The organism is Burkholderia crassaminum (assembly GCF_964265005.1).
In the GTDB taxonomy this organism is placed as follows: Bacteria; Pseudomonadota; Gammaproteobacteria; order Burkholderiales; family Burkholderiaceae; genus Burkholderia.
In genome coordinates this window covers 2,166,575-2,179,732 of sequence record NZ_OZ183799.1, presented here as the reverse complement: position 1 = coordinate 2,179,732, position 13,158 = coordinate 2,166,575, and the positions used below count along the sequence as shown (strand labels likewise).

Genomic DNA, 13,158 nt, shown 5'->3' with positions numbered 1-13,158 from the left:
TGGGTCCCTGAACGACATTTCGACTTCCATAACGATTATCAAGGAGACATCGCCATGACACCCCCACTCGAAGGACAGGTCGCCATCGTCACGGGCGGCGCGCGCGGCATCGGCCGCGGCATTGCGCTGACGCTTGCCGGCGCGGGCGCCGACATCCTGCTGGCCGACCTGCTCGACGACGCACTCGACGCCACCGCGCGCGAGGTACGCGCGCTTGGCCGCCGCGTGGCGGTCGCGAAGGTCGACGTCACGCAGGCCGCGCAGGTCGACGCGATGGTCGCGCAGGCGCTCGCCGAATTCGGCCGGCTCGACATCCTCGTGAATTGCGCGGGCGTGATCAGCATTCATCCGGTCGGCGAGCTGACCGAACGCGACTGGGATTTCGTGATGGACGTGAACGCGAAAGGCACGTTCCTCGGCTGCCGCGCGGCGCTCGCGCATCTGAAGGCGCAGGGGCGCGGCCGGATCATCAACGTCGCGTCGATCGCGGGCAAGGAAGGCTTTCCGAATCTCGCGCACTACAGCGCATCGAAATTCGCGGTCGTCGGCTTCACGAACGCGCTCGCAAAGGAGCTCGCGCGCGACGGCGTGACCGTCAACGCGATCTGCCCCGGCATCGTCCGTACCGACATGTGGGACCGGCTGTCCGACGCATGGAAGACCGGCGGCGAAACGGTCGAGGAATCGTGGCAGCGGCACCAGTTGACGCTGATTCCGCAGGGCCGCGCGCAGACGCCGGAAGACATGGGCCGGCTCGCGCTGTTCTTCGCGACGATGGACAACGTGACGGGCCAGGCCGTGAACGTCGACGGCGGCTTCACGTTCCACTGACGGCCGCAGGCCGTGCAATCCGTCGCCGCGGCCCGGCCGCGGCGGCATTCGCAGTCAGACCTACCCAGGAGACACACATGACCGTTTCGACCCAGCTCAGCAGGGAAAAACTGCTGGACGCCTACCGGCTGATGCGCACGATCCGCGAATTCGAGGAGCGCCTGCACGTCGAGTTCGCGACCGGCGAGATTCCGGGTTTCGTTCACCTGTACGCGGGCGAGGAGGCGTCCGCGGTCGGCACGATCCTGCATCTCGGCCTCGACGACTACGTTGCGACCACGCACCGCGGCCACGGCCATTGCATCGCGAAGGGCGTGGACGTGCACGGGATGATGGCCGAGATCTACGGCAAGAAAACCGGCGTCTGCCACGGCAAGGGCGGCTCGATGCATATCGCCGACCTGTCGATGGGGATGCTCGGCGCGAACGGGATCGTCGGCGCGGGCGGCCCGCTCGTGTGCGGCGCGGCGCTCGCGGCGAAGCACAAGAAGACGGGCGGCGTCGGCGTGTGCTTCTTCGGTGACGGCGCGTCGAACCAGGGCGTGATCTTCGAATCGATGAACCTCGCGTCGGTGTGGCGGCTGCCTGCGATCTTCGTGGCCGAGAACAACGGCTATGCGGAAGCGACGTCGTCGAGCTGGTCGGTCGCGACCGACAACATCGCCGATCGCGCGAACGGGTTCGGGATGCCGGGCGTGATCGTCGATGGCTTCGACTTCTTCGCGGTGCACGAAGCGCTCGGCGAGGCGGTCGAACGCGCGCGCAACGGCGGCGGGCCGACGCTCGTCGAGGTGAAGTTCACGCGCTATTTCGGCCACTTCGAAGGCGATGCGCAGACCTACCGCGCGCCCGGCGAAGTGCAGAAGCTGCGCGACGAGAAGGATTGCCTGAAGCATTTCGAGACGCGCGTCGTGCGTGCCGAAGCGCTGACGAGCGCCGATCTGCGCACGGTCGACGCGCAGGTGAAGGCGCTGATCGACGACGCGGTCGCGCAGGCCAAGGCCGCGCCGGTGCCGGATGCCGCCGACCTGCTGACCGACGTCTACGTGTCGTACCCGTGAGCGCGGCCTGACACCGAGGCAGGCACGGCGAACCGAACATTCCAGGAGACAGACATGGCAAGGAAGATCACTTATTCGCAGGCGATCAACGAGGCGCTCGCGCAGGAAATGGCGCGCGACGACAGCGTGATCGTGATGGGCGAGGACAATGCAGGCGGCGCGGGCGCGCCGGGCGAGGACGACGCGTGGGGCGGCGTGCTCGGCGTGACGAAGGGGCTGTTCCACAAGTTTCCGGGCCGCGTGCTCGATACGCCGCTGTCCGAGGGCGGCTACATCGGCGCGGCGGTCGGGGCGGCCGCATGCGGGATGCGGCCCGTCGCGGAGCTGATGTTCATCGATTTCATGGGTGTGTGCTTCGACCAGATCTTCAACCAGGCCGCCAAGTTCCGCTACATGTTCGGCGGCAAGGCCGTGACGCCGGTCGTGATCCGCGCGATGTACGGCGCCGGGCTGCGCGCGGCCGCGCAGCACTCGCAGATGCTCACGTCGCTGTTCACGCACATCCCGGGGCTGAAGGTCGTGTGCCCGTCGACGCCGTACGACGCGAAGGGGCTGCTGATCCAGGCGATCCGCGACAACGATCCCGTGATCTTCCTCGAACACAAGTTGCTCTATACCCGAGAAGGCGATGTGCCGGAGGAGTCCTATGCAATTCCGTTCGGCGAAGCGAACGTGATGCGCGACGGCGACGACGCGACGATCGTCACGTACGGCCGGATGGTGCATCTCGCGATGGACGCGGCCGCGAAGCTCGCGAAGGACGGCATCCAGGTCGACGTGATCGATCTGCGCACGACGTCGCCGCTTGACGAGGAAACGATCCTCGAAAGCGCGGAGCGCACCGGGCGCGTGGTGGTCGTCGACGAAGCGAATCCACGCTGCTCGATCGCGACCGACATCGCCGCGCTCGTCGCGCAACGCGCGTTCCATGCGCTGAAGGCGCCGATCGGGCTCGTGACCGCACCGCATACGCCCGCGCCGTTCGCGAGCGTGCTGGAAGACCTGTATATCCCGTCCGCCGATGCGATTGCGCAGGCGGTCCTGAAGACGAGGAGCTGACACGATGTCGATTCACATGATCACGATGCCCAAGTGGGGGCTGTCGATGGAGCAGGGGCAGGTCAACGGCTGGCTGAAGGCGCTCGGCGAACGCGTGACCAAGGGCGACGAAGTACTCGACGTCGAGACCGACAAGATCTCGTCGGGCGTCGAATGCGCGTTCGACGGCACGCTGCGCCGGCAGGTCGCGCAGGAAGGCGAGACGCTGCCGGTCGGCGCGCTGCTCGGCGTCGTCGCGGCCGCCGACGCGAGCGATGCGGACATCGATGCGGCGATCGCCGATTTCCAGCGTGATTTCGTGCCGAGCGCGGCCTCGGATGAAGCCGCGGGCCCGCAGCCCGAAAAGGCGCAGATCGGCGGCCGGACGGTGCGCTTCCTGACGCTCGGCGAAGGCACCGGCACGCCCGCCGTGCTGATCCACGGCTTCGGCGGCGACCTGAACAACTGGCTGTTCAATCACGCGGATCTCGCCGCGCACCGGCCCGTGTGGGCACTCGACCTGCCCGGTCATGGCGAATCGGGCAAGGCGGTCGAGACGGGCAGCCTCGACGAACTGGCCGACACGGTGCTCGCGCTCCTCGATGCGAAGGGCATCGACCACGCCCACCTGATCGGCCATTCGATGGGCGGCGCGGTGGCGATGGCGGCAGCCGAGCGCGCGCCGCAACGCGTCGCGTCGCTGACGCTGATTGCGAGCGCGGGGCTCGGCACCGACATCAACCGCGCTTACATCGACGGTTTCGTCGCCGGCAACAGCCGCAACACGCTGAAGCCGCACCTCGGCGCGCTGTTCGCGGACAACGCGCTGGTCACGCGGCAACTCGTCGAGGATCTCGTCAAGTACAAGCGGCTCGAAGGCGTGCAGGCCGCGCTCGAGAAGATCGCGAATGCCGCGTTCGACGGCGCCGCCCAGCGGCGTGTGTTCCGCGACCGGCTCACGACGCTTGCGCCGCGCACGCTCGTGATCTGGGGCGAGCGCGACCAGGTGATCCCGGCGCAGCACGCGCAGGGTTTGCCTGAAGGCGTGCGTGCCGAGGTGATCGCCGGCCGCGGGCACATGGTGCAGATGGAGGCGGCCGCCGACGTGAACCGCCTGATCGTCGCGTTTCTCGGAGACTGACGATGGCCGCCGCGCTCGAACGACCCAGCCTCACGGCGCTCGGCCAGCCGGGCGCGAGAAGCCGTGACAAGCTCGCGCGCATTCCGGTGCGCGTCGAGCCCGCGGCAGGCGCGGCGCTGCCGAAGCCGCCGTGGCTGCGCGCGCGGCCGATGATGAGCGCGGCGGTGGCCGACATGGCCGCCGTGCTGCGCGACCATCGGCTGCATTCCGTCTGCGAGGAGGCGATGTGCCCGAATATCGGCGAATGCTTCGCGCAGCGCACCGCGACCTTCATGATCATGGGCGGGCTGTGCACGCGGCGCTGCCCGTTCTGCGATGTCGCGCACGGCCGCCCCGAGCCGCTCGATCCCGACGAGCCGGCGCGGCTGGCCGACGCGGCCGCGGCGCTCGGGCTGCGCTACGTCGTGATCACGTCGGTCGACCGCGACGACCTGCGCGATGGCGGCGCCGCGCATTTCGCCGCGTGTATCGCGGCGGTGCGCGCGAGCGTGCCGGGCATCGGCGTCGAAGTGCTGACGCCGGACTTCCGCGGCCGCGTGGCCCGTGCGCTCGATGCGCTGTCGACGGCCTGGCCCGACGTGTTCAACCACAACATCGAGACGGTGCCGTCGTTGTATCGCGCGGCACGCCCCGGCGCCGACTATCGCGGCTCGCTCGAATTGCTCGCGCAGGCGAAGCGGGCGCGACCGGGGCTGGTGACGAAATCGGGGTTGATGCTCGGGCTGGGCGAGTGCGACAACGAAGTGCGCGACACGCTGCGTGACCTGCGCGCGCACGACGTCGATGTGGTGACGCTCGGCCAGTATCTCGCGCCGTCGGAACACCATCTGCCGGTGCGGCGCTACGTGAGCCCGGAGGCGTTCGCTGCGTGGCGCGACGAGGCGCTCGAACTCGGTTTCAGGGAAGTCGTCGCCGGCCCGCTCGTGCGGTCGTCATATCATGCGGCCGATGTGCTGGAGGACGCGTAGCGGGCCTTGTGTCAGGCGGCGGAGGCGGCAGAGGCGTGCGCACGACTCACGCGCCGCAGGTACAGCATGAGCCCGGCGCCCGCGAGCATCAGGCTGATCGTGTTCGCGAACCAGAAGCCGCGCGCGCCCGTCAGCCACACGGGCGCGATCCCGCCCACGTCGAAGCCGAGCGCGTAGCCGCCGCTGAGCCCGACGCCCCACAGTGCGACCGCATAGATCACGGTCGGCACGATCGCGACCTTGTACGCACGCAGCACGAACGCCGACGTGACCTGCAGCGCATCGAAGACGTGGTAGCACGCAACGATCGCGACGAGCGGCATCGCGGCCGCGGCGACGGCCGGGTTCGGCGTATAGCCGCCGATGATCAGCGGTCGCAGCACGAACACGAGCAGGCCGTATGTCGCGGCAATGCCGCAGGCGAAGATCACGCTGTGCCGGCCGAGCAGCCGCGCTTCTTCCGGGCGTCCGGCACCAAGCGCACGCGCGACCAGCGTCGACGCCGCCACGCCGATCGACAGCGGCGTCATGTACAGCACCGCGCCGATGTTGCCGGCGATCTGGTGGCCGGCAAGCGTCGTCGTGCCGAATTGCGCGATGAACAGCGCCATGCACGTGTACGACGTGACCTCGATCAGGTACGACAGGCCCATCGGCACGCCGAGCTTCAGGATCGCCTTCTGGCGTTCCCAGACCGGCCAGCAGAAGCGCGAGAAGATCGCGAGCGGCGCGAACACGTCGAGCTTCGCGAGCAGCGTGTAGCCGATCAGTGCAAGCGCCCAGTTGATCAGCGTGCTCGCGAGCCCGCAGCCCGGGCCGCCGAGGGCCGGTACGCCGAACCCGCCGAAGATGAACCACACGTTGAGCGGAAACTTGAGCAGCAGCGCGCCGATCTGCAGGATCATCGCGAGGCGCGGCTTGCCGGCCGCATTGGTCAGCGCGTTGTAGATGCGGAACACGAGGCTGGCGGGCAGCCCGTACGACAGGATGCGCAGGTAGTCGACGGTGCGGTCGTGCAGCGCGGCGGGCGTGTGCGCGACGTGCAGCAGCGGTTCGGGAAAATGCAGCAGCAGAAAGCCGGGCACCGCGAGCAGCAGCGCGAGCCACAGTGCCTGGCGCACTTCCTCGCCGATTTCGGCATAGCGCCGCGCACCGTACAGTTGTCCGGTGATCGGCTGCAGCGCGGACAGGATGCCCGTCAGGCCGATATAGATCGATATGTAGATCGACGAGCCGAGCCCGAGCGCGGCCAGGTCGACGGCCGAGTAACGCCCGACCATCGCGGTGTCGATCACGCCGAACGCGATGATCGCGAGCTGGCCGACGAGCACCGGCCACGCGAGACCGACGATCCGGCGGATGTCGCCGAACATCGTCAATCGGCCGGCTGACGGCGCGGCGGACGCCGCTTGACGGGCGCCTTCGGCCGTTCGATGCGCTCGTACAGGCGGAAGCGCTCGTCGCGATCGGCGACGCGGCGGCCTTCCCACACGAGACGCCACACGTATTGCGACATCGAGCTCGGCTCGCCGAAGTCCGCGTGGTCCTGGCGCAGGATCACGTCGCAGTCGCCGGAGAAATCGAAGCGCATGTTGCCGAAATACGCGAAGGTCGCGATCTGTGCGTCACCGAGCCGCACGGGCGAGATGCACTCGTAGTCGGACGGCAGGTGCACGGCGATCTGCTGCGCGACATCGCGATAGGTCCGGCCGTAGTTGACGATCGGCAGCCACAGCGTCATCAGCAGCACCCACATCAGCGTGGTGCCTGCACCCGACAGCACGACGCTGCGCCACAGGACCTTCGGCTGTCGCGAGATGCGCCAGCGCACGAGGAAGCACCAGCACACCGTGGCGATCACCGCGCAGATGAACGACAGGATCTTGAAATGCGGCTCGTAGCCGGGCACGAGGCGCGCGAGGTTGCGTGCGAGCGGATGCGGGAAGCCCGTGAGCGATGCGAGCCACACGAGCCACACGAAGGTGCCGAGGATCGTGAAGCTCAGTACCGCGAACCAGTCGATCGCGTTGATCGCGCCGCGCTTGAGGGTCGGCAGCGCGAACGTCGCGAGCACCGCGAGCGGCGGCAGCAGCAGCATGTACATGCGGTTCGACTGCTGACTCTGCAGGATCACGAGCGCGACGAGCGGCACGGCGACCGACAGCGGGATCGCGACGTGCGCACGGCGGCGCATGCCGGCCCAGCTCCACCATGCCCAGATCGCGAGCGGCCACGCGGGCCAGGTGAACAGCGGCAGGTTCTTTGCCGCATAGCCGAGCACCGCGGTCGGCGGGCCCGAAAAGCGCATCAGGCTGCCGTGGATCCACTGGTTGAAGAACCAGGCGGCATCGTCGGGCGCCGCGACGAACGCGGCAAGCGGCCACAGCGCGAAGATCGCGGCCGCGAGCGGCACGCCGACCAGCGGCAGGTGCAGGTTGCGCATCTCGGGCGTGACGAGCCACAGCACGGCCGTGCCGGCAAGCAGGGCGACGACCAGCACCGGGTTGCCGGACAGTGCGACGAGGCCGATCGCGAGCCCCCACCACAGCGCGCCCTGCATCGGCTTGTCGATGCCGCGCACGAGCCCGTAGACGAGCATCGCGATCCACGCGAACTGCGCGAGCTGCGGCGTCGTTTCGTGCCCGCGCTCCGCGAGGCCGAAGCAGGCGACGAGAACCAGCAGCGCGCCGTCAGCGAGCGTGCGGCCGTAGTCGCGCGGCTCGGGCTCGCCGCCGAACGCATATTTGAACGGCTGGACCTCGGCACGCCGGCCGAGCAGGTAGGCGGCGTACCAGACGAATGCGCACGCGACGCAGAACAGCACGCCGGAATCGACTCGCGACGCGTTGCTCGCATCGACCCAGGGGCCGAGGCCGCGGATCGACAGCGCGCCGAGCCAGTAGCCGAGCGGCCCGTCAGTCGTGATGTACTTGCCGACGAGGTTCGGCAGCAGCCAGTCGTGCCAGCCGCCCTTGGCCATCGTCCACATCACGCCGAAGCCCGCCGCGTCCTCGTTTTTCCACGGGTCGCGGCCGAACAGGCCGAACGCCGCATAGACGAAGCAAAGCGTGAGCAGCAGCCAGCGCGGCAGCGCACGCGTGGCGGAGGCGGTGAGACGGACGACAGGCTTCATGCAGATGAGCGTTTTGTTATGGGCGGGCGTCCGGCGCGGTCGCGCACGGCCGAGCCGGTTTCGAGCATCCGGCATTGTAGACGCGCCGGCTTTTGCGCGTCAGGTCATTGCCCGGACGCCGGCTGGCGCTTTCCAGGCGAGCAGAGACAAAAAAGGGCAGCCTGGGCTGCCCTTTTGTGCGATACCGGTGCGTTGCAACCACCGGATGCGGTGCGAAGCTTACTTCGCCTTGCCGCTGGCGCGAACGCCGAACTTGTTCTTGAACTTCTCGACACGGCCTGCCGTGTCCATGATCTTTTGCTGACCCGTGTAGAACGAGTGCGATTCCGACGACACTTCGATCTTGGCGAGCGGGTAGGTCTTGCCGTCGAGTTCGATGTTTTCGCGCGTCTGGATCGTCGAGCGCGTGATGAACTTGAAGCCGTTCGACATGTCTTGGAAGACGACTTCGCGGTAATTCGGGTGGATGCCTTCTTTCATGGTCTTTCCTTGGTGAGAGCGGTAGCCAACCCGCCGCTTGCCGTGCCGGATCGCGTGAATGACGCGTACCAGCCGACGCCAAGCTCGGCGCGAGCCACTTGCCTAAGGTCGAAAAACGGCGATTATGCCAGAAAATCAGATGGTTGACGAATAATTTTCACGGTGCGTCGAGTGCGCCGGTGCCCGCCGGATCCTGCCGGTAGTAGCGCGCGAGCAGCCGGTACAACTCCGGAAATTCGGACTCGAACGCTTTCGGCCGCACGAACAGCGCTTCGCTGCACACCGCGAAGAATTCCGACGGGTGGTCGGCGGCATAGGGATCGATCAGCGATTCCCGCTCGAAGCGCGCCCACGCGCGGTCCGGCACCGCGTCGACACGCGCGCAGAACTGGTCGTACGCGTGTTCGAACACATCGGCCCACGCCTGCGCGTCGAGGTGCGGCGCGTGCCAGCGGCGAAAAAGGGGCGGATAGCCGTCGGCCGCGCCGTTCACCATGTCGATCTTGTGCGCGAACTCGTGAATCACGACGTTGTACGCGTCGCGGCCGTCCGTCATCTGCGCGTCTTCCCAGGACAGGATCACGGGGCCGCCTTCCCAGGCCTCGCCGCTCGCATCCTGCTCGACTTCATGGACGACGCCGTCCTCGTCCTGCACGGTCTTGCGAATCACGAATTCGCCCGGATACACGACGACGCCCACCCAGCCGTCGTACAGCGACAGGTCGAGATTCAGCACGGGCAGGCAGGCCTGCGCGGCGATCGCGACGATCATCGCGTCGGTCAGCTCGAGCCCGTGCGCGGTCGAGAACGATTTCTTCGCGGCGAACAGGCTCGTCAGTTCGCGCAGCCGGCCGAGCGCGTCGGGCGACAGCGCCGCGAGGAACGGCAGGCGCTCGACGGTGTCCTGCCACAGCGCGTCGGAGATCGGGTGGCTGCGCAGCGCACGGTCGCGGCGGCGGTCGTCGAACCAGCGGGTGAGTTTCGAGAGCATGGAGATGGCTGACGATAATCCAAAGCCTGTCTTTTAACTCAATCGATCTCTTTTTGCCATGCTGCGAAGACGCCGCCGACGAGCGCGACGCCCGCCAGGAAGTAAAAGCCGTCGAGCGACGCGAGGAACGACGCCTGTTGCGCGACCATCCGCGCGATCGAGGCGATCGCGAGCGCGTGCGCCTCGTTCAGTGCGTGGCCCGCCGCTGCGTAGCTGCGCGTAAGGGTATCGACGGTCTGCTGGAACAGTGGATCAAACACGTTCGCGCGCTCGACGAGCCGCGTCTGGTGCACGGCCACGCGGTGCTGTTCGACGATGATCACCGACGACGTCGCGAACGAGATCGTCAGTTGCCGGACGATGTTCTTCAGTCGGTAGCCGTGCGTATATTCGTCGATCGCGAAGATCCGGAACGTCAGGTTGGCCACCGGCAGCACGATGAAGAGCAGCAGCAGCCCGCGCAGCAGCAGCGGGACGATCAGCGCGGCTTCGCCGACCTGCGGCGTCATGCGTGTCATCCATAGCGCGGCCGTGATGGCGATCGCGAACCCCGGCACGACGAACCACTTCTTGTGCGTGACGAATTTCGCGTAACGCAGGTAGGCGAACAGCGCGGTGGCCGAAATCAGCGACATCGTGCCCACCAGGCGCCCGGCGTTCTCGACCGGATAGCCGAGCCCGCCTTCGAGAAACCGCGACGTCAGGTAACTGAAGCCCGTCGACTCGTAGTAATAGAACATGTAGAGCAGCAGCCCGACCTGGAACGTCCGTTCGCGGAACGCGTGAAGGCGCACGAGCGGCGTCGGATGGTTCCACTGGTGATACGCGAACCACGCAAGCGCGCCGATCCCCGCGATCGTCAGCAGGATCAGCATCGGCGAGCCGCTGTAGAGCTGGTAATGCACCTGCTGCAGCACGATCTGCAGCGCGCCTTGCGCGAGCGCGAACACGACATACGGCCAGAAGTGTCCGGAGCCGCGTTCGTCGTCGGGTGTCCGGCCCGAATCGGGCAGCGTGAGCAGCGCGAGGATCGCGAACGCGATGCCGGCCGGCGCCGTGCACGCGAACAGTGCGCGCCACGTCGAATGTGCGACGAGCAGGCCGCCGGCAATCGGCGCGAACGCGCTGCCGAGCAGGATCATGATCAGGAACGCGCGCGTCGCGGGCGGCCGTTCCTGCGGCTTGAAACTGATCTGGATCAGGATCCGGCACGCGCCCATCATAGGGCCGATGAAATAGCCCTGGAAGCCGCGCGCGAACGCGAGTTCGAGCGACGTGTCGGCAAGCGCGGCCGCGATCGCGCCGAACGAGAACATCAGCATGCAGCCGGCGACGTAGCGGCGGTGGCCGAGCCGGTCGACCCACCATTGCTGCTGCAGGATGCCGAGCACGGCCGTGACCGCGTAGGCGCTCGACGACCACACGAGTTCGTCGGGCGATGCGTTGATGCCGCCCGCGATGTAGCTCGCGAAGAACGAGAAGACCGCGTTGTCGAAATAGTCGATGCCGGTGACGAGCGCGAGCGCCCACGGGAACAGGTCCGCGCGCAGGTTCGCGCGGCTCCACAGCGGCGGGCGACCGGGCGTCGCGTTCATTCGCGAGCCTTGCGCGCACGCCGCGTGCCGGCTTCGGCCTGCCGCTGCGCGATCAGCGCGTCGGCGTTTTCGCCGGCAAGACGCCGTTCGACGTAGTCGATGTCGTGCTGCAGTTCCTTGCGCAGCGCGACGGCTTCCTTCAGTTCGCGCTGGACCGCCGCGATCCGCCGGTCGAGCGTATCGATCTGCTCGGCGAGACCGTTACGGATGTCGCGCAGCGACGCATCCGAATAGCGGCGCCGACCGTCGCCCGTTTCTTCCAGCGGGCGCTTCAGCATCTCGGTGATGCCATGCAGCGAGAAGCCGATCGCCCGCAGTCGCAGGATGCGCGCGAAGCGCTCGAGGTCGGCTTCGTCGTAGAGGCGGTAGCGGCCTTCGCTGCGTGACGGGGTGACGAGACCGCGCTCTTCGTAATATTTCAGCGTGCGCGGCGTGACGCCGAGCCGCGACGCGGCGTCGCTCACGGTCAGCAGCGGGTTGGGGGCGTCGTTCGGCATCGGGATGGGGCGGGGAATTCGGTCAGGGCAATGACGCGATTATAGATCAACGTGTACGTTCACGTTCATGTTTGAATCGAAAAACGGCCGCCGGGCACGATGCGCGGGCGGCCGTTCGAATGCGGGGCGAGGGCGATCAGCCGCCGCGGCGCATCAGGTCGAAGAACTCGGAGTTGCTCTTCGTCTGGCGGATCTTGTCGAGCAGGAATTCCATTGCCTCGACTTCATCCATGTCGTGGATGAACTTGCGCAGCACCCAGATCTTTTGAAGGATCTCGGGCTTGATCAGCATTTCTTCGCGACGCGTGCCCGACTTGTTCAGGTTGATCGACGGATACACGCGCTTTTCAGCGAGGCGGCGCTCGAGGTGCACTTCCATGTTGCCGGTGCCCTTGAACTCTTCGTAGATCACGTCGTCCATGCGGCTGCCGGTTTCGATCAGCGCGGTGCCGATGATCGTCAGCGAGCCGCCTTCCTCGATGTTGCGCGCCGCGCCGAAGAAGCGCTTCGGACGCTGCAGTGCGTTCGCGTCGACACCGCCCGTCAGCACCTTGCCCGATGCCGGGATCACGGTGTTGTATGCGCGTGCGAGACGCGTGATCGAGTCGAGCAGAATCACGACGTCGTGCTTCATTTCGACGAGGCGCTTGGCCTTCTCGATCACCATTTCGGCGACCTGGACGTGGCGCGTGGCCGGTTCGTCGAACGTCGATGCGATCACTTCGCCCGCGACCGAGCGCTGCATTTCGGTCACTTCTTCAGGGCGCTCGTCGATCAGCAGCACGAACAGGATCACGTCCGGGTGGTTCTGCTTGATCGCGTGCGCGATGTGCTGGAGCATCACGGTCTTGCCCGACTTCGGCGACGCGACGAGCAGGCCGCGCTGGCCCTTGCCGATCGGCGCGATCATGTCGATGATGCGGCCCGTGACGTTTTCCTCGCCGCGCATTTCGCGTTCGAGCGACAGCGGCTTGTTCGGGTGCAGCGGCGTGAGGTTCTCGAACATGATCTTGTGTTTCGAGGCCTCGGGCGGCTGCCCGTTGACTTTGTCGACCTTCACCAGCGCGAAGTAGCGCTCGCCGTCCTTCGGCGTGCGGACTTCACCTTCGATGGTGTCGCCGGTGTGCAGGTTGAAGCGGCGGATCTGCGACGGGCTGATGTAGATGTCGTCGGTGCTCGCGAGGTACGACATTTCCGGCGAGCGCAGGAAGCCGAAGCCGTCCGGCAGCACTTCGAGCGTACCGTCGCCGAAGATCGTCTCTCCCGTCTTGGCGCGCTTTTTAAGAATGGCAAACATCAACTCCTGCTTGCGCAGGCGGTTCGCGTTTTCGATCTCCAGGCCGTTGGCCATTTCGATCAGTTCGGAGACGTGCAGAGACTTGAGCTCGGATAAATGCATACGGAGAACCCGCCAGGGAGGAGA

The 13,158-nt window shown here is 67.0% G+C and carries 12 protein-coding genes; 5 read left to right on the top strand and 7 right to left on the bottom strand.

Translation table 11 applies throughout. The features are described from left to right. Window positions 1-54: 54 nt before the first annotated feature. The 5 genes from ACPTTF_RS10020 (at window position 55) to lipA (ending at window position 5,039) form a co-directional block, all read left to right on the top strand. On the top strand, window positions 55-831 hold the full coding sequence (locus ACPTTF_RS10020; RefSeq protein ID WP_423371085.1) for an SDR family NAD(P)-dependent oxidoreductase: 777 nt from the start codon (window positions 55-57) through the stop codon (window positions 829-831). 77 nt (window positions 832-908) lie between these two features. Next, window positions 909-1,892 (top strand): thiamine pyrophosphate-dependent dehydrogenase E1 component subunit alpha, encoded by a 984-nt coding sequence (locus tag ACPTTF_RS10015; protein WP_423371084.1) that lies wholly within the window; start codon window positions 909-911, stop codon window positions 1,890-1,892. Window positions 1,893-1,946: 54 nt separating this feature from the next. Continuing rightward, complete coding sequence (locus ACPTTF_RS10010; RefSeq protein ID WP_060372406.1) at window positions 1,947-2,951, top strand: alpha-ketoacid dehydrogenase subunit beta; 1,005 nt, start codon at window positions 1,947-1,949, stop codon at window positions 2,949-2,951. Window positions 2,952-2,955: 4 nt separating this feature from the next. Beyond that, window positions 2,956-4,071 (top strand): acetoin dehydrogenase dihydrolipoyllysine-residue acetyltransferase subunit, encoded by a 1,116-nt coding sequence (locus ACPTTF_RS10005; protein ID WP_423371083.1) that lies wholly within the window; start codon window positions 2,956-2,958, stop codon window positions 4,069-4,071. Between the two features lie 2 nt (window positions 4,072-4,073). Further along, window positions 4,074-5,039: a lipoyl synthase gene (lipA, locus tag ACPTTF_RS10000; RefSeq protein ID WP_423371082.1), complete on the top strand. Its 966-nt coding sequence runs from the start codon at window positions 4,074-4,076 to the stop codon at window positions 5,037-5,039. Window positions 5,040-5,050: 11 nt separating this feature from the next. On the opposite strand, the gene ACPTTF_RS09995 is transcribed toward lipA, so the two are convergent. The 7 genes from ACPTTF_RS09995 to rho form a co-directional block, all read right to left on the bottom strand. After that, window positions 5,051-6,412, bottom strand: a complete 1,362-nt coding sequence (locus ACPTTF_RS09995; protein ID WP_423371081.1) for an MATE family efflux transporter — start codon at window positions 6,410-6,412, stop codon at window positions 5,051-5,053. Window positions 6,413-6,414: 2 nt separating this feature from the next. Continuing rightward, window positions 6,415-8,247, bottom strand: coding sequence for an ArnT family glycosyltransferase (locus ACPTTF_RS09990; RefSeq protein WP_423371080.1), 1,833 nt, complete (start codon window positions 8,245-8,247; stop codon window positions 6,415-6,417). Window positions 8,248-8,391: 144 nt separating this feature from the next. Further along, window positions 8,392-8,652 carry a type B 50S ribosomal protein L31 gene (locus ACPTTF_RS09985; RefSeq protein WP_006753671.1) on the bottom strand — a complete coding sequence of 87 codons (261 nt, stop codon included), beginning with the start codon at window positions 8,650-8,652 and terminating at the stop codon, window positions 8,392-8,394. A 157-nt stretch (window positions 8,653-8,809) separates the two neighbouring features. Next, window positions 8,810-9,643 (bottom strand): zinc-dependent peptidase, encoded by an 834-nt coding sequence (locus ACPTTF_RS09980; protein WP_423371079.1) that lies wholly within the window; start codon window positions 9,641-9,643, stop codon window positions 8,810-8,812. A 38-nt stretch (window positions 9,644-9,681) separates the two neighbouring features. Continuing rightward, a complete protein-coding gene (locus ACPTTF_RS09975) occupies window positions 9,682-11,238 on the bottom strand; it encodes an MFS transporter (RefSeq protein ID WP_423371078.1) in 1,557 nt (518 codons plus the stop codon). After that, window positions 11,235-11,735 carry a MerR family transcriptional regulator gene (locus ACPTTF_RS09970; protein ID WP_166965770.1) on the bottom strand — a complete coding sequence of 167 codons (501 nt, stop codon included), beginning with the start codon at window positions 11,733-11,735 and terminating at the stop codon, window positions 11,235-11,237. The genes ACPTTF_RS09975 and ACPTTF_RS09970 overlap by 4 nt, the downstream gene beginning before the upstream one ends. 136 nt (window positions 11,736-11,871) lie before the next feature. After that, on the bottom strand, window positions 11,872-13,134 hold the full coding sequence (rho, locus tag ACPTTF_RS09965) for a transcription termination factor Rho (protein WP_006478662.1): 1,263 nt from the start codon (window positions 13,132-13,134) through the stop codon (window positions 11,872-11,874). Window positions 13,135-13,158: the final 24 nt, after the last annotated feature.